The following is a 16704-nucleotide window of genomic DNA, read 5'->3' on the forward strand; positions in this document are numbered from 1 at the left end:
AAAACTGAATTGAGTGGTCTAATTAACGGAACCACATCAGTATAGAAAAAGAAATAAAAGTCATTAATTATGATACAAGGATTAAAATAGTGAAAAATAATTTATTAAGTTGTTGATTGTAAATATTTAATTATTTGTATTGAATGGTTTTTTGATGATAAGGATAATGTAAATATATGAAAAATCAAAAAATAAAATTAGTAATTTTTTTATTTTAAAATATTAGATTGTAAATTGTAAGGTTTTGTAAGATTTTAATATTTAATGAAACTATTTTTTATTGAATATAAATAAATTAAAAAACAATAACTTATTTTTAATCTATTTTTTTAATTAAAAATATTGGTAGAAAATTGGTTTTTATAAATTTATCTTTAATTTGCTTTAATTCTAAAATTCGAAAAAATAATTCTTTAGAATATAGTGATCTAAGACAAAAGTGTGCCTTTGTTAAAGAATAATAAAACATATTGTGAAAGTTATCACATTTGTATGTTTTGGCACTAATAATAATAAGATAAGCCTACGGTTAGGTAGCTGCACTCATAATAATAAGAGTTTTGCATTAACCGTTCTTCGAAATAAATATTTATATTCTTTTAAAAGAATGGAGAAAAAAATGAATAAAATAGTTCTAACAGCATTAGCATCAGTTGTACTTGGCTTAGGATCAGCAAGTGTATATGCAGGTGGCCCAGATCGTGGCCCAGGTCCATCTAAACCGACTAAACCACATAAACCAGGCAAGCATGCTTGTGGTGATAAGTGTGATGGAAAAATTAATGTAGTTCTAGATGTCGCTCGACATTGCGACCTAGATATCGTAGATGAAACCTTAACGCTGGCTCAAGCACAAAATGGTACTTGGACAGATACAGGAACATTTAATGTACGTACAAATGCACCATACAGACTGCAAATCTCAGCACCAAATACCTTAACTGGAGCGGGTGGCGCAGTACCGGTACAAGTGAGCACACGTCAAAATGGCGCTTCTGATGCATACAATGGTGGTACTTTAGCTAGTACAGGCAATGCCGATCAGGCATTTAATGTAACTGCAACAGTTGCACAAAATGATTATAACAACGCTGATGCTGGTACTTACCGTGGTACTTATACAGTAGCGGTTCGATTCTAAAAATAAGAAAATCATTCTTATAAAATAGTTACACCGTTAGGAGATGTTTTAAACATCTCCTACTTTAATATAAAAAATTAATAATAATTATATTTAAATATTTGGAGTCAAAGGTGAATATAAAATTAATAGGGTTGCTAATTATGCTCCTCTACAGTGCTTCTTTGTCTGCAGGAATTAAATTTAATCCGATACAATTAAATATCCAAGATTTTAAAAGACAGAAAAGTACTACGGTTAATATCGAAAGTACTGGTCTATCTAAATCTAAAATCTATGAAGTTAATGCATTTAAATGGCAGCAGGATGAAAAAGGAGAAGATGTTCTCGTAGAAGATAGAACTTTATTATTTAATCCAAAAACTTTTGAACTTAAACCAGAAAGTAAGCAGATTGTGCGTATTGGCTTTAGTCAGCCGCCAGAAAACCTGGAAAAACAACAGTCTTGGAGAGTAGTTTTTAAGGAAGTAACACCGGTTGTAGAGGAGTCTGCAATTAACTTTTTATTTAATTTTTCTTTACCACTTTTTGCTGGAAAGGTAGTTCCTCCAAAGCTCAGTGTGGATCTACATAAAATTAATAATGTAGCCTATCTCAATATCATTAATTCAGAAAATTCTTTTGCGAAAATTACTGAAGTTGTTGTGCTCGATAATAAAAATAATGAATTACTGCGACAAGATTTGGCGTTGTATGTGTTAAGCGGTAATAAAATTAAATTTGAATTAGGTGAAATTAAAACTGGGAATATAGCCAAATTAAAAATTAAGTTAGATGAGCAGGCAGGGTATTTAGAGTTTCCAGTAAAAGGGTGATAGTTCTATCTCATAAAAATAAGAAATAGTAAAAGGATCATGCTATGAAAGCCACAAAACTTTTCCTAATGATTGCATGTGGTATGGGAGCGATAAATACAAATGCAGAACTTAGTCAAGAATCAAATCAAATAAAAAGTCCAGAAGTATTTATCGTTAATATATGGATCAATGGTGTGGATTATCACACTGAAACTGTAACATTTTCTGAGAATGGGAAAAGATTTGTTGAATGTGAAGCTTTGTCTGATATTGGAATACGGGTAGAAAAAATTTCACGACACCTAGCTAAGAAAGATTTTTGTTCATTAACACAGCCAGGAATTACAGTCGAGGATGATTATAGTCTTCAGGCGATTAAAATCTTCTTTCCTGCAGATTTTTTCGTAGGAACCGATTATGAGTTGGAAATAGAAGTTCCGGAAAAAGCAAACTTTGGTGGCTTTGTGAACTATAGTCTGTTCTATGGTAAGGATGAAGAAGATCAGGAGTTTAATACGTTCTCAGAGTTTGGAATCTTTAAAGATTATTGGTTGTTTAAAAATGCGTTTCTCTATCGGAATGAACCTGAGGAAACAGAACAAACGTTTTTGCGCGTAAACAGTACCTTAGATATCGATTTTCCGACAAAATTTTTAAAGCTGACTTTCGGTGATACAACCAGTCCTTATAACTTACTAAATAATTCTTTTCGTTTTGGCGGTTTAAGTTTTGGAACTAATTATATTGATCGTCCTGATTTTGTGTATTGGAATATCCCGGCCTTAAATGGTAGCGCCAGCTTACCCTCTACGGTAGATCTTTTTATTAATGGTGTAAGACTTTACCGGGATTCAATCACCCCGGGTAATTACAATTTACCAGCTGGAGGAGTCGTCAATCAGGCAGGTGATGCTCAAATTGTGGTGGAAGATATACTTGGAAATCGTACTGTTCGGAGTTTTCCTGTTTATATTAATAGCCGGTTATTGAAGCCAAGGTTAAATGAATACCATATTTCGTTAGGAAAGCTGCGTTATAACTATGATCTTGTGGATGATGATTATCGTGATTTTTTTAGCAAACTCTATTTTCGCCGAGGAATCACCTCTTCTACAACCTTGGGCCTAGATTTACTTTATAGTGAAGATGTTAGCAATGTGGATGTGTTGTGGACCCAAGGTATCAGTAAGTATTTTCTTTTAGATACTGCCGTATCAGCAAGCAAGGCAGATCGTATAGATGAGCAGGGTTATGCGGCTGCAGTTGGCTTGAGTCGAAGTTCCCAATACTGGTCAGTTGGCTTAAATAGTCGATATTTTACTCAAGAGTATCAATATTTAAATACTGACTTATATGATTCCGAAATCGAGACTTCAAGTATTTTATATTTTAACTTTTCTAATCTTAAAATTATTGATGGTCTAAATTTTAATTTTATTTATCAATCTTATTATAATGAATTTGATGATTCACCCCGAGAAGACCGTAAGTTTTTTGATATTAGAGCGACAAAAGCTCTAACGAGAAACTTATATACGGATTTTGGCTATTATAAAGATTTTAGTGAGGATGGAGATCAAGGATTTCGTATCGCCTTTTATTATAACTGGGGCGAACGAGGGCGGATTTCTCTGGATCATGATACCGCAGATAATGAAACAAGTTTAAGTTATGCCCATCGAACCATGACCCAGAATGGCTTTGATTATGTCGTGGGTGTAAACCGAAGTGATGAAGAAATTAACTACAATGCTTATGGTTTATGGAAAACCAGCGTAGGTAACTTGCAATTATCTCATGATGAATATGAGGATCGCCGTAATTCACAAGTTACATTTGATGGCGCATTAGTTTGGATGGGGAATAAAGTTGCATTGACCAAATATGCCGATAACGCTTTTGCCTTGGTTAATGTGGACCAACATTCAGATATTGATATTTATCGCTCGGCAACACGTGTAGGAAGTACCAATAAACAAGGGTATATGTTTGTTCATAATCTTATTCCTTATATTCATTATGACATTTCTTTTGATCATAACCAGCTGGCAATGGATGAAACTTTTGAACACTCTTCTAAGAAACTGGTGGGCTTAGATCAACGCGGATATCGTCTGGATTTTCCGATTTATAAAACAAAACGGGTTGCTGTCAAACTTAAGGATGCACAGCAAAATTCGCTGGTTGCAGGGTCTGAAGTTCTTGTAGACGGGCTCAGTCAGGAAGCTTCTTTTGTTGATAGCCAGGGTATGGTCTATCTTTATTTATTTAAGGCAGGGGCATATAACCTGAAAATTAAAACTCAAGGCGGAAAGCAATGCCAGGCACAATTTAATCTGAATGAAATACAATTCCAGAATGCGGACAAACATGTTTTTGAAACGGTTTGCGAGTAGGAGAAAACTATAATGAAACAACTCTTGTTATTAATAGCAGTATCCGCGATGAGCACCATGGCATCTGCTCAATATTGTTCAATTGATGGCTTTGCTAATGATGAGCTTCGTTTGCAAAGCTACCAGCGTAGCCAGGCAGCCACGTCTTTTAATATCAGCTGTGATACTGGTTATTCAATTTTATTTAATAGCCAAAATCTGGTTAGTACTGATGGTATGAGTTATGTATCTAATGGCGCCTATAAACTCCGCACTAAGTTAAATTTAAGAGGAGCAAGCGGTAATGCGTGGGGAGTACCACTCCAGCAGAGTGCAGCCCAGCGACAGAAATTTATCGTATCTGTTCAACTGGTAGATAATCCTTTTAATGGTGTTCCAGCAGGTACTTATCGTGATCGGATTTCAGTCGATATTAATTTCTAAATTTGATTTAAATAATTCGGTAGCTAAGAATCGATAAAATGAACTGAAAATATTACAGGAAGCCAAACGGTGAAATTCCATCACGCAAAACAAAAATTAATGGAGATGGATTTAAAAGGTTGCGTAGTATTAAATCATCTTTCGCATTCTGGACGTGTGGCTGCTTTTTTCAAAATTATCAGCCGGCTTGGCAATGGTGTATTCTGGTACGTGATGATCATCACTACCTGGGCGCTACAAGGTTTATTATATAGCCTACAAATGCTGTATTTAATTCTGGGAAGTACTGTTGGTACGGCAATCTACAAAGTATTAAAAACTAAAACTGTACGCCCCCGACCTTATCAGGTGCATCAGCTTATTCGTCTCGGTGACCATCCTCTAGACTATTACAGTTTTCCCTCAGGACATACCTTGCATGCCGTCATGGCAACGACGATGTTAGGTTATGCAGTTCCAGTTCTACTGATTTTAATGCTGCCTTTTACTGTGTTAGTCGCAGCCTCACGAATGATACTCGGTCTGCATTATCCGAGTGATGTAGCAATGGGGGCTGTCATCGGTATAACTGTGGCGGTAAGTTTTATATCTCTGGCACCGCTCTTGAACATTGTGTTGTAAAAATATAGCTCTGGAACCGCTAAACACTCGCAGATTCTGCCAGATTTGCTAAAGTACCACATCGAAGCAAATGGCTATTAGGAATAGATATGGGTTTACGTTGGACTGATACTCTTGATATCGCAATTGAACTGTATGAAGCACACCCAGACGTGGATCCGCAATGGATTCGTTTTACTGATTTGCATGCATGGGTTTGTGCACTTCCAGACTTTGAAGATAATCCTGAAAAATCAACTGAAGGCCTGCTTGAAGCCATTCAAATGGCATGGATTGACGAGGCACGCTAAGACCTCATCCAAAAAAGCGATTTTTTTACAGAGTAAAAGCAGAAAATTGCGGATTATCTCGGTATAATGCGCCAAATTTTCATGTCAACCATTGACTAAAGGAGCCAATCATGGCTATTGAACGTACATTATCTATCGTTAAACCAGATGCAGTTGCTAAAAACGTAATCGGTGAAATCTTTGCTCGTTTCGAAAAAGCGGGTCTTAAAATTGTTGCGACTAAAATGAAGCACCTGACTCAAGCTGAAGCTGAAGGCTTCTACGCTGAGCACAAAGAACGTGGTTTCTTTGGTGACCTAGTTGCATTCATGACTTCTGGTCCAGTTGTTGTTTCAGTTCTTGAAGGTGAAAACGCAGTTCTTGCTCACCGTGAAATTCTTGGCGCGACTAACCCTAAAGAAGCTGCTCCTGGTACTATCCGTGCAGATTTCGCTGTAAGCATCGACGAAAATGCTGCTCACGGTTCTGACTCTGTAGCATCTGCTGACCGTGAAGTTAACTACTTCTTCGCTCAAACTGAGATTGCTCCACGTACTCGTTAATTCGCAGTATTCAAGCCAGATAAGTGTTATTATACTTATCTGGTTTTTTTATTCCCTGAATAATTCTTTGCTCAGATATTGAGCTTCTCCTTTCATCTTTAGACATGGTTTAGGTAATACACATGAGTACTGAAGCAGTCGCTGTATCAGCAGTTTCTGATGCACAGCAACACACTCCATCCGCTCCAGCACAGCAAAAGGCTGTCGAGAAAGTGAACTTACTTGGCATGTCACGTCCGCAAATGGAAAAATTCTTCGAAGATATGGGTGAGAAGAAGTTTCGTGCCGGGCAGGTGATGAAGTGGATTCACCAATTTTTTGTGACTGATTTTGCTGAGATGACCAATATCTCAGGCAAGTTGCGTGAAAAGCTGGAAAAAATTTGTGAAATTAAAGCGCCAGAAGTGGTGCATAAAAATTATTCTAAAGACGGTACGCGTAAATGGGTGTTCCGTGTCGGTGATGGTGAAGGTTCACTGGTTGAAACTGTCCTCATTCCAGCAGAAGATAAAACTGGCTCACGTAAGACCTTGTGTATTTCTTCACAGGTGGGCTGTGCACTGGACTGTTCATTCTGTTCAACGGGTAAACAGGGTTTCCAGCGTGATTTAAGCCAGGCTGAAATTATCGGCCAGTTATGGATGGCAAACTATTCCTATATGGAAGATGTGCCTGTGGCAGAGCGTGAGCGTTCAGTGACGAATGTCGTCATGATGGGGATGGGCGAACCGTTATTGAATTATGATGCTGTACTCAGTTCAATGCGTATCATGCTGGATGACTTTGCCTACGGTATGTCAAAACGCCGTGTGACACTATCAACATCAGGTGTGGTGCCTAAAATTGATCAACTTGCACAAGACATTGATGTCGCTCTGGCGATTTCATTGCATGCACCTAATGATGAACTGCGTAATGAACTCGTGCCAATCAATAAAAAATATCCGCTTGAGCACCTTATTGCAGCATGTCAGCGCTATATCACTAAAGATGGCAATGAAAGCGCACGTAAACATGTGACTATTGAATATGTCATGCTGGACGGCGTGAATGACAAACCAGAACATGCCCAGCAGATGATTAAATTGTTGAAGAATTTGCCAAGCAAAATTAACCTGATTCCATTTAATCCGTTCCCGCATGCGCCTTATGGCCGTTCAAGCCGTAACCGTATTATTTCTTTCCAAAAAACTTTGTCTGATGCAGGTTTTGTGTGTACGATTCGTCAGACACGTGGTGATGATATTGATGCTGCGTGTGGTCAATTAGTGGGACAAGTTGCTGACCGTACTCGCCGTGCGGAACAATGGAAGAAGAAAATCGCGCAGTCCAATGAGATTATGCGCTCACAAGGATAACAAGAGGTCACCAATTGAGAAATCTGACATCTAAAATTGCTTTTATTTCAACAGTATGTGTTTCTATTGCTCTATCTGGCTGTCAAACGGCAGAAGTGGGTAAAAAGGATCCTAAAAAAGCGACCCAGGTGCGTACTCAATTGGCGGTTGAATATCTGAAGACTGGTGATCTGGATTCAGCGAAAAGAGCGCTAGATGAGGCGCTTAAAATTAATTCACGTGATGCTCAAGCCAATATGATGATGGGTGTTTTGTTACAGCAGGAAGGTAGTAGGCTGAACTTGGATCGTGCCGAAACTTACTTTAAGCGCGCGATTTCAGCCGAACCTAAAAATGCACAGGCACGTAACAATTATGGCACCTATTTGTATCAGCTTGAACGTTATAATGATGCAATTGAACAGTTTGCAATTGCAGGCGCGACACTGGGCTATGACCAGCGTTATCTTGCGCTTGAAAATATGGGGCGGATCTACCTGAAGCAGGGTGATCTGGTGAATGCTGAAAAATCATTCAAACAGGCCCTGCAAGCCAATCGCGATTCTTACATTTCAATGTTAGAGTTGGCAGAGATTTTTTATCTGAATCAGCAGTTCCCGGCGGCGTCGAATATGTATCAACAATTTGCACGTTCAGTGGGACAGAAAAACCAGAGTGCTCGTGCGCTCTGGATCGGCATTCGTACTGCGCGTGCCGAGGGTGATCAAATGGGCATGCAAGTATTGGTCAATCAATTGCGTGCATTATTCCCTGAAAGCCCGGAATACCAACGTTATTTGCAATTACAGTACACTACTGAGGCCGTATGGAAGTAAATCCTAATTCACCATCGAATAATTCGAGCGTAGCGCCAAACGCGTTAGGAAATGTTCAACGTCCAGGTGAGTACTTGCGCCAGATTCGTATCAACCAAAAACTTGAGCTGGAAGATGTTGAAAGTGAACTGAATATTCCAGTCAAAACTTTGACTGCACTGGAACAGGATGATTATAAAGCTTTACCGGAAGCGACCTTTATCAAGGGTTATTATCGTACTTATGCGAAGTTCTTAGGCGTCGATGCATCGAATATCATTCAACGTTTTGATGAGATTTATGCTAATGATACCGGTCTGTTGCCGAATCATGCCTTGAACAACTCCCCAATCAAGATTATGGGTAAATTACCAGGCTCTAATCGTGACCGTAACCGTAAATGGTTAAAACGCGGTTTAATCGCATTAGTGGCGTTAGCAGTTTTAGGTGTATTGGTAACGATAATCCAAAACTGGTCAGGCAATAGTAGCGCTGAAGTAGAACCGGAAGTAATGACTCAGGCATCAGATGTTGAAATCATTAATATGGATTCCAATGCAGCAGTATCTGGTGATCAGCTAAAACTTGAATTTAGCCGTCCTACTTCAGTCCATATTGTTGACTCAACTGGTAAAGTGCTTGCTACTGGTCGTCAATCATCAACATTGGATTTAAATGGTGAAACCCCATTTCAGATCCGTCTTGATGATGCAACCGCTGTGGCCATGACCCTGAATAACGAAAATATTTCATTGTCACCATATACTGTAAACGGAAAAGCAGAATTCCGTTTATCACGTTAATGGCAAGAGAGTAGAAACAAATCATGATTGTGAATCCGATTCAACGCCGTCCAACCCGCAAGATTCGTGTTGGTTCTGTTTATGTCGGTGGTGATGCGCCTATCAGCATCCAGAGTATGACCAATACCGAAACCTGTGATGTAGCCGCAACGGTCGCACAGATCCAGCGCTGCGTCGATGCGGGTGCTGATATCATGCGTGTTTCTGTACCAAGTATGGAAGCAGCGGCAGCGTTTGGGGAAATCCGTAAACAGGTGAGTGTGCCATTGGTTGCAGACATTCACTTCGACTACAAAATTGCCCTAGCAGTAGCTGACTTGGGCGCAGACTGTCTGCGTATTAACCCAGGTAACATCGGTTCAGAAGCCAAGATTCGTGAAGTCGTGGCAGCTGCGCGTCATAACGATATCTCGATGCGTATTGGTGTCAATGCTGGTTCATTAGAAAAAGACATCCAGAAAAAATATGGCGAGCCGACAGGCGAAGCACTGCTTGAATCGGCGATGCGTCATATCGATATTTTAGACCGTTTAGATTTCCATGAATTTAAAATATCGGTAAAAGCATCAAATGTGTTCCTGACCATGGATGCTTATCGCCTGCTCTCTAAACAGATTGATAACCCGCTGCACTTGGGTGTGACTGAGGCGGGCATTTACCGTACAGGTTCGGTGAAGTCTGCAATCGCCCTTGGTGGTCTGTTGATGGAAGGCATTGGTGACACCATGCGTATTTCATTGGCAGCAGAACCTGAAGAAGAAGTGAAAATTGGTTTTGATATTTTAAAATCGCTGGGTTTACGTTCTAACGGGATTAACTTCATTGCCTGCCCGAGCTGCTCACGTCAGGAATTTAACGTAATTAAAGTGATGCAATCGCTTGAAGAACGTTTGGAAGATATTCGTACACCAATGGATGTCTCGGTGATTGGCTGTAAAGTAAATGGTCCGGGTGAAGCTAAGGAAGCCGACATTGGTGTAGTAGGTGCAAGTCCACGTTCGCTGGTGTATCGTAATGGCGAAAAGAGCCATTTAATTGATACCAATCAACTGGTTGATGAAATCGAAGCTATGGTTCGTCAACGTGTTTCCGAGCTTGAAGAAGCTAAATCTAAAGAAATTATTCGTACAAGTTTTCCTGAGTAGATCATGAGTTCAATCGTCGCAATCAAAGGTTTTAATGACATTCTCCCAACGCAAACCCCAGCTTGGAGACGTCTTGAACAGCATTTATCGGGCCTAATGGATGCCTATGGCTATCAACAAATTCGTTTGCCAATCGTTGAACAGACCAATCTGTTCAAACGTTCAATCGGTGATGCAACGGATATCGTTGAAAAAGAAATGTACACTTTTCTGGACAAAGGCAATCCACCGGAGTCTTTGACGCTGCGCCCTGAGGGTACAGCAGGTTGCGTACGTGCCATGCTTGAGCATAACCTGCTGCGTGGTGCGACCCCGAAAGTGTGGTATGTCGGACCTATGTTCCGTTATGAAAAACCACAAAAAGGCCGTTACCGTCAGTTCCACCAGTTTGGTGTGGAAACTTTTGGTGTAGCAACGCCAGATCAAGATGCTGAATTGATTTTAATGACAGCGCGTTTATGGAAACGTATGGGTGTTGCCGATAAAGTCCAGCTTGAACTCAACACTTTGGGTGAGTCGGATGAACGTGCGGCATACCGCGCGGCATTGGTTGAATTCTTGGAAGCGCATAAAACCGATCTGGATGAAGATTCTCAGCGTCGTTTGACCACGAATCCATTACGTATCCTGGATTCTAAAGATGCCAAAACTCAGTCTATTTTAGAAAATGCACCTAAACTGCATGACTTTATGGGTGAAGAAACACTGGCGCACTTTAACCAGTTACAACAGTATTTGACTGATGCAGGCATCAGCTTTGTCATCAACCAGAAACTGGTACGTGGTCTGGATTACTACAACAAAACCGTATTTGAATGGACCACAACACATTTAGGTTCACAAGGTACAGTCTGTGCCGGCGGTCGTTATGACGGTCTGGTGGGTCAGTTAAAAGGTAAGGCGGACCAGTCTGTACCTGCGGTTGGTTTTGCGATGGGGATGGAGCGCTTACTGCTTTTACTGGAGCAAGTTGAAGACAACACACCTGTACGTGATTGTGAAGTATTTCTGGTGGCAGACCCTGCTTCTCAAGGTCAGGCACTGGTCTTGGCTGAACAGATCCGTGACCAGTTAGAAGCTGCCGGGAGTAGTATTCGCCTGAAAGTTGGCTCACAAGGTTCAATGAAATCGCAAATGAAAAAGGCAGACCAGTCTGGTGCGATCTATGCCGTGATTATGGGTGAACGTGAACTGGAAGCACAGACTTTTACCGTAAAAGAGCTGGCAACGGCAGAGCAATCAGATGTGCCATTTACTGATTTTGTGGCATTCTTCACAACTAAAATTTCTTCAAAATAATCGATAAAACATTAGGAAAGGGGTAATCACATGAGCGCAATTGGTGGTGATGAACAACTTGAAAGTTTGAAATCCTTCACAAAGAAGTATGGTTCTTCAATCATTACCGGGATTCTGGTTGCGCTGATTGCCTTTTTTGGATGGGAATATTGGCAGAAGAAGAACCTGGCGGAGTCGCAGAAGCAAACGGCCAAGGTACAGCAGTTAATGGATGATGCACGTTCTACTCAGGGCGATGCGTTTGCTAAACTGTCTGATACTGCGGACAAGATTGTCAAGGAAGCACCTGACTCAGCGCAGGCGATTCAGACTCAGCTAGTAATGGCAAAACTGGCTTATGACAAAGAAGATTATGCAGCAGCTGAACGTGCACTGAAGAAAGTTGAAAACTCCAAGGTGGATGATGCAGGTCTGGTGCAAGTAGTTAAACTTCGTCTGGCATATGCCCAGCTGGCACAGAAAAAATATGATGCAGCATTGAAAACTTTAGAAGCGGTGAATGAGCCTGCTTTTAAAGCAACTGCGGATGAAGCACGTGGAGATATCTATGTTGCCAAAAATGATATTGAAAATGCCAAGAAAGTGTATCAAAGTGCATGGGATACTTTGGTAGAACGCAAAGAAGAACGTCAGATTTTACAAATTAAACTAGAAAGTGTTGGCGTATTGGTCGATGATCCTGAAATTGAACGCCCGATTATAGATACACAAGTGGAAGAAACTGAATGAATAGAAAATACAAACTCACCTGTGCCTTAACCGTTTTAACCCTTGCTTTGGCAGGTTGTGCGGGGAAAACCATTAAAGTGGAAGAAGCCAAGCCAAATCCACTTCCTAAACTTGCACAGGCAAAATCACTAGTTCCTGTATTTTCTAGCAGTGTTTCTTCTACGGATGAAGCAGATCCATTACGTTTACGCCTCGATGCAGACAACGGTGTGATTTTTGCCATTAATCCAAATGGGGAAATTTCTGCTTATCAGGGCAAGCAACGTCTTTGGCAGAAAAAAGTGTCTAAAGCGGGCTTAAGCGCGGGTGTGGAGGCGGCTTCTGGTCTGGTGATTGCAGGCAATACCAAAGGTCAGCTGTTTGCTTTAGATCAGCAGACGGGTGAACAGCGTTGGGCTGCTCAATTGTCGGGTGCCATTATTGCGCCCTCTTTAGTGCATGCAGACCGTGTGATTACCGTAGCGAATGACGGTATGGTCTTCGCTCATGAAGTCAGTACTGGTAAACAGGTGTGGACTTATAAGCTACCTAATGTACAATTCAGCCTGCGTGGTATAGCGGCACCAGTCGCACTTGACCCACGTCATGTACTGATTGCTTCAGCAAACGGCTATATTTATGCTCTGGATACAGTTACTGGCGTGCCAAAAATGCAGCGCCGTGTAGCGGTATCTGATGGTCGCTCCGATATTCAACGTCTGAATGATATTGATGGTGAACCGGTCGTTGCTGGTCAGTTTGTAGTAACAACCAGCTATCAAGGTCAGGTGACTGTGCTTGATCTGGCTTCACAACAGGTGATCTGGAGTGAAGATGCCAGCAGTATCCAGCGTCCAGAAGTTGTAGGTAATGGTGTCTTTGTAGCTCAGACTGATGGTAAAATCACCGCCTATGAAATTACGTCTGGCCAGAAACTCTGGGAAAATGACCAGCTGTTAAACCGTCAGCTGAGCAACCCGGTCATGCTGGGTACAGACCTTGTAGTCGGTGACCTGGACGGTGTATTACACCTGATTGATCCGTCTACTGGACAGATTGTTGGTCGTTCCAAGACTTCTGGTGAAGTTCGCACACTGCGTGTGATCGACAACCAGCTCTATGTGTCGACACGCAAGGGTGCTTACAGTATCTGGCAGAATCGTTAATTTTTCTGTGGCTTATGCTAAAATAAGCCAACCGTATTTTTTACGCGGGGTGATTGAATGTTCAATGCCCCGTGTTTTTATTTATTTTAGGCTTTAATCCTATTCCCATTTTCTTCCAGAACTTTCTGATGTTCAGGCCATTTTTAGACAGCCTGATATTGAATAAAGGTTAATCTATGAAACCCGTAATTGCGCTCATTGGTCGTCCGAACGTCGGAAAATCAACTCTGTTCAACCAGATAACCAAGAGCCGTGACGCATTGGTGGCAGACTTTGCAGGTCTGACACGCGACCGTAAGTATGGTGATGCTGTCTATCAAAATAAATCCTTCATTGTCGTTGATACTGGCGGTATCGGTGAGAACGAAGGTGGGATCGACTCTTACATGGCAGAGCAGTCTAAAACTGCAATCCATGAAGCAGATATGATTATCTTTGTGGTCGATGCACGTGCCGGATTGTTGGCATCTGATGAACAGATTGCCCGTGAGCTGCGTACTTTGGGTAAAAAAGTCTTCCTCGTTGCGAACAAGGTAGATGGAGTACACGCAGAAGCTGCTTTAGTTGAGTTCTATAAACTTGGCATGGGCGAGCCGATGCAAGTGGCGGCGAGTCATGGTCGTGGTGTACAGCAGATGCTTGAAGAAGTACTTGCAGATGTGCCTGAAGATGAGTCTGAAGCTGAACACGATAAAAATACCGGTTTGCGTCTCGCGATTATTGGTCGTCCGAACGTTGGTAAATCAACCTTGGTCAACCGTTTACTGGGTGAAGAGCGTGTGGTTGCATTTGACCAGCCCGGTACAACACGCGACTCGATTTACATTCCATTTGAACGTGATGGCCGTAAATACACTTTGATCGATACCGCAGGTGTACGTCGTAAAGGTAAAGTTGATGAGATGATTGAGAAATTCTCAATCGTGAAAACTTTGCAGGCGATGAAAGATGCGCACGTGGTTGTCGTAGTTGTTGATGCACGTGAAGGGATTGTAGAGCAGGACTTGCACTTGATCGGTTATGCGATTGAAGCAGGTCGTGCCATGGTGATTGCGATCAATAAATGGGACAATATGTCTGAATATGATCGTAAACAGTGTAAGCTGGATGTGGAGCGTCGTTTTGACTTCATTCCATGGGCGAAGATTCACTTGATCTCTGCATTACATGGTACCGGTGTCGGTGAGCTTTATCCTTCGATCCACCGTGCCTATGATTCTTCACACTTGAAAGTCTCTCCTGCAAAAATCACCCAGATTCTGCAAGATGCGACTGAAGCACACCAGCCGCCAACTGTTCAAGGCCGTCGTATCAAAATGCGTTATGCGCACATTGGCGGTCAGAACCCACCGACTATTGTTATTCATGGTAACAAGGTCGATAAAACCCCTGCAGATTACCGTCGTTACCTGGAAAATGTGTTCCGCAAAGTTTATAAACTTGAAGGTACACCAGTAAGAATTGAATTCAAGACGTCTGAAAACCCGTTCGAAGGTCGCAAGTCGCAAATTGATGAACGTACTGCAGCACGTAAGCGTCGTTATGTTCAGAAATTCAAGAAAGCTGAGAAGAAATTCAAACGCGGTTAATCTGTATTTGAATAAAGTAAAAAGCCTGCAATAGCAGGCTTTTTTGTGTTTTTACCAGAGAGGTCTGAACTGTTTTATAATTCACTTGAGCAATAAAGGACCATTTAATGCGTCAGATTCGAATTAATTTACATAAACTGCCGATTCAAGCCACATCTGATGGACTAACGCGTCAAGCGTATCTCCAGCAACGTAAACAACACATCGTTCAATTGCGAAATCAGTATTTATCCAGTGCTTTGAATTTCTTAATTTGCGATCATGATCTTGCACGTGCAGAGCATGGCAAACCCTATCTCAAAGACCACTCAAATATTGCCTTTAACCATAGCCATAGCCAAAATTTTTATGCACTTGCCATGAGCCAAACAGTCAAAGAAATTGGGGTGGATGTTGAAGAATTAAGCCGTAAAGTTCGTTTTGATGCATTGGCACGGCATGCCTTTCACCCTGAAGAATACGCGAGCTGGCAACAGCTGGACTGTGATCCTGAATACTGGTTTAAGGTCTGGACCACCAAAGAAGCAGTATTAAAAGCACATGGTATGGGTATTCGTATGAACTTAAGTGAGCTCAATACTAAAGTACATCCACAGCAGCAGGGTGGCCTGTGTCAGCATGCGCAGCTTGGGGTCTTTGGATTTCAAAACTATGTATTTGGTGATTGTGTGCTCAGCGTGGCATGGCAGGCTGAGCAGTCCTGTCGTGGCTTCAGTTTTCCACAGATTCAGATTTACCAGTATCCGGTAGCATAAACAGGGGGATATAAGAATCAGGGTTTTCGGGCAATTAGCAAATTACTCATGCGGTTCACAAACTGCGGACTGAAACGTGACAAATGGTATAAGAACTGGCTTTTAAAGCCGACTGGCTGATGGGTAGGAACCAGTAAATTGTCCTTGCGCTGTACCAGTTTTAAAATATCCTGAGCGACATCTTCTGCACTCAAATGCACGCCCATTTTCTTGATGCTTTCTGCCTGCATATCCTGAACCATTGCAGTGCGCACAAAAAGTGGCATTACATCCATGACCCGGATGCCATGCTTGTGCCATTCAATATCCAGGCTTTCTGTCAGTCCTCGTACGGCAAATTTACTGGTCGCATAAGAAGCGAGGTCAGCTTGACCATAGATCGCGGAAGCAGAGGAAAGGTTAATGACCCGGGCAAAAGCAGCACGCTCCAGAAAGGGAAAGGCTGCATGACAGCCATTGATCACACCCTTGATATTAATATCGACCGTACGGTGGTGTGCTTCAATGGGGGACTTTTCAAAATTTCCTGAATAGAGAATGCCGGCATTATTCACCAGAATATTGATCTTGCCTGCCCAGGCTTCAAAATCCTGTAAAGCGGTTTGCCAGGACTCATAACTGGCAACATCCAGATAGCCAGCGTGCGCATTCGGGCCTAGCTGCTCAGCCAGTTGTTCGGCAAGGCTAATATTCAGATCGTAAATACCGACCTTGTAATTCTCGCGGCAAAATAGGCTGGCAACAGCAGCACCGATTCCTTGTGCTGCCCCGCTAATAAAGATACTGTGCATTGAGCTCACCTCCATGTTGATTGTTTTTAGAGCATAGCAAACATTGAGCAAAAGATATTTTCTTGTCCGATAAAATAAAGAGGTTT

Annotated in this window: 17 protein-coding genes; 16 read left to right on the plus strand and 1 reads right to left on the minus strand. The window is 41.6% G+C overall.

The window, feature by feature from the left end:
- Window positions 1-619: 619 nt before the first annotated feature.
- From HADU_RS02810 to HADU_RS02885, 16 genes are all read left to right on the plus strand, one after another.
- Window positions 620-1141: a DUF4402 domain-containing protein gene (locus HADU_RS02810; protein WP_008303393.1), complete on the plus strand. Its 522-nt coding sequence runs from the start codon at window positions 620-622 to the stop codon at window positions 1139-1141.
- A 113-nt stretch (window positions 1142-1254) separates the two neighbouring features.
- Complete coding sequence (locus tag HADU_RS02815; RefSeq protein WP_004813121.1) at window positions 1255-1956, plus strand: molecular chaperone; 702 nt, start codon at window positions 1255-1257, stop codon at window positions 1954-1956.
- Window positions 1957-2000: 44 nt separating this feature from the next.
- Window positions 2001-4334: a fimbria/pilus outer membrane usher protein gene (locus HADU_RS02820; RefSeq protein ID WP_008303397.1), complete on the plus strand. Its 2334-nt coding sequence runs from the start codon at window positions 2001-2003 to the stop codon at window positions 4332-4334.
- A 12-nt stretch (window positions 4335-4346) separates the two neighbouring features.
- On the plus strand, window positions 4347-4757 hold the full coding sequence (locus HADU_RS02825) for a hypothetical protein (RefSeq protein ID WP_004890015.1): 411 nt from the start codon (window positions 4347-4349) through the stop codon (window positions 4755-4757).
- A gap of 69 nt (window positions 4758-4826) precedes the next feature.
- Entirely contained in the window at window positions 4827-5378 is a 552-nt protein-coding gene (locus HADU_RS02830) for a phosphatase PAP2 family protein (protein ID WP_004813115.1), read from the plus strand.
- An 89-nt stretch (window positions 5379-5467) separates the two neighbouring features.
- Window positions 5468-5668, plus strand: coding sequence for a Fe-S cluster assembly protein IscX (gene iscX / locus HADU_RS02835; RefSeq protein WP_004813114.1), 201 nt, complete (start codon window positions 5468-5470; stop codon window positions 5666-5668).
- A 110-nt stretch (window positions 5669-5778) separates the two neighbouring features.
- On the plus strand, window positions 5779-6210 hold the full coding sequence (ndk, locus tag HADU_RS02840) for a nucleoside-diphosphate kinase (protein ID WP_004813112.1): 432 nt from the start codon (window positions 5779-5781) through the stop codon (window positions 6208-6210).
- Window positions 6211-6332: 122 nt separating this feature from the next.
- Window positions 6333-7568, plus strand: a complete 1236-nt coding sequence (gene rlmN / locus HADU_RS02845; protein ID WP_008303403.1) for a 23S rRNA (adenine(2503)-C(2))-methyltransferase RlmN — start codon at window positions 6333-6335, stop codon at window positions 7566-7568.
- A gap of 14 nt (window positions 7569-7582) precedes the next feature.
- The gene (gene pilW / locus HADU_RS02850; RefSeq protein ID WP_008303405.1) at window positions 7583-8383 is read left to right on the plus strand and encodes a type IV pilus biogenesis/stability protein PilW; all 801 of its coding nucleotides are present in this window, start codon (window positions 7583-7585) and stop codon (window positions 8381-8383) included.
- Window positions 8374-9165 carry a helix-turn-helix domain-containing protein gene (locus HADU_RS02855; RefSeq protein ID WP_008303407.1) on the plus strand — a complete coding sequence of 264 codons (792 nt, stop codon included), beginning with the start codon at window positions 8374-8376 and terminating at the stop codon, window positions 9163-9165. The genes pilW and HADU_RS02855 overlap by 10 nt, the downstream gene beginning before the upstream one ends.
- Before the next feature lie 23 nt (window positions 9166-9188).
- Window positions 9189-10310 carry a flavodoxin-dependent (E)-4-hydroxy-3-methylbut-2-enyl-diphosphate synthase gene (ispG, locus tag HADU_RS02860; RefSeq protein ID WP_008303409.1) on the plus strand — a complete coding sequence of 374 codons (1122 nt, stop codon included), beginning with the start codon at window positions 9189-9191 and terminating at the stop codon, window positions 10308-10310.
- A 3-nt stretch (window positions 10311-10313) separates the two neighbouring features.
- Window positions 10314-11609, plus strand: coding sequence for a histidine--tRNA ligase (hisS, locus tag HADU_RS02865; protein ID WP_008303410.1), 1296 nt, complete (start codon window positions 10314-10316; stop codon window positions 11607-11609).
- A gap of 30 nt (window positions 11610-11639) precedes the next feature.
- Entirely contained in the window at window positions 11640-12338 is a 699-nt protein-coding gene (locus HADU_RS02870) for a YfgM family protein (RefSeq protein WP_004813100.1), read from the plus strand.
- Window positions 12335-13483, plus strand: a complete 1149-nt coding sequence (gene bamB, locus HADU_RS02875; RefSeq protein WP_008303412.1) for an outer membrane protein assembly factor BamB — start codon at window positions 12335-12337, stop codon at window positions 13481-13483. The genes HADU_RS02870 and bamB overlap by 4 nt, the downstream gene beginning before the upstream one ends.
- 176 nt (window positions 13484-13659) lie before the next feature.
- Entirely contained in the window at window positions 13660-15072 is a 1413-nt protein-coding gene (der, locus tag HADU_RS02880) for a ribosome biogenesis GTPase Der (RefSeq protein WP_004889995.1), read from the plus strand.
- 107 nt (window positions 15073-15179) lie between these two features.
- Window positions 15180-15827, plus strand: a complete 648-nt coding sequence (locus HADU_RS02885) for a 4'-phosphopantetheinyl transferase family protein (RefSeq protein ID WP_004813094.1) — start codon at window positions 15180-15182, stop codon at window positions 15825-15827.
- 17 nt (window positions 15828-15844) lie between these two features.
- On the opposite strand, the gene HADU_RS02890 is transcribed toward HADU_RS02885, so the two are convergent.
- Entirely contained in the window at window positions 15845-16618 is a 774-nt protein-coding gene (locus HADU_RS02890) for an SDR family oxidoreductase (protein WP_004813091.1), read from the minus strand.
- Window positions 16619-16704: the final 86 nt, after the last annotated feature.

The sequence above is a fragment of the Acinetobacter sp. HA genome, assembly GCF_000264725.1.
GTDB lineage: Bacteria > Pseudomonadota > Gammaproteobacteria > Pseudomonadales > Moraxellaceae > Acinetobacter > Acinetobacter schindleri.

Bases quoted from the DNA above. Each gene is read 5' to 3' on its own strand.
- HADU_RS02810 (WP_008303393.1), top strand. From the start codon at position 620: ATGAATAAAATAGTTCTAACAGCATTAGCATCAGTTGTACTTGGCTTA.
- HADU_RS02820 (WP_008303397.1), top strand. From the start codon at position 2,001: ATGAAAGCCACAAAACTTTTCCTAATGATTGCATGTGGTATGGGAGCG.
- HADU_RS02825 (WP_004890015.1), top strand. From the start codon at position 4,347: ATGAAACAACTCTTGTTATTAATAGCAGTATCCGCGATGAGCACCATG.
- iscX (WP_004813114.1), top strand. From the start codon at position 5,468: ATGGGTTTACGTTGGACTGATACTCTTGATATCGCAATTGAACTGTAT.
- ndk (WP_004813112.1), top strand. From the start codon at position 5,779: ATGGCTATTGAACGTACATTATCTATCGTTAAACCAGATGCAGTTGCT.
- rlmN (WP_008303403.1), top strand. From the start codon at position 6,333: ATGAGTACTGAAGCAGTCGCTGTATCAGCAGTTTCTGATGCACAGCAA.
- HADU_RS02855 (WP_008303407.1), top strand. From the start codon at position 8,374: ATGGAAGTAAATCCTAATTCACCATCGAATAATTCGAGCGTAGCGCCA.
- ispG (WP_008303409.1), top strand. From the start codon at position 9,189: ATGATTGTGAATCCGATTCAACGCCGTCCAACCCGCAAGATTCGTGTT.
- hisS (WP_008303410.1), top strand. From the start codon at position 10,314: ATGAGTTCAATCGTCGCAATCAAAGGTTTTAATGACATTCTCCCAACG.
- HADU_RS02870 (WP_004813100.1), top strand. From the start codon at position 11,640: ATGAGCGCAATTGGTGGTGATGAACAACTTGAAAGTTTGAAATCCTTC.
- bamB (WP_008303412.1), top strand. From the start codon at position 12,335: ATGAATAGAAAATACAAACTCACCTGTGCCTTAACCGTTTTAACCCTT.
- der (WP_004889995.1), top strand. From the start codon at position 13,660: ATGAAACCCGTAATTGCGCTCATTGGTCGTCCGAACGTCGGAAAATCA.
- HADU_RS02885 (WP_004813094.1), top strand. From the start codon at position 15,180: ATGCGTCAGATTCGAATTAATTTACATAAACTGCCGATTCAAGCCACA.
- HADU_RS02890 (WP_004813091.1), bottom strand. From the start codon at position 16,618: ATGCACAGTATCTTTATTAGCGGGGCAGCACAAGGAATCGGTGCTGCT.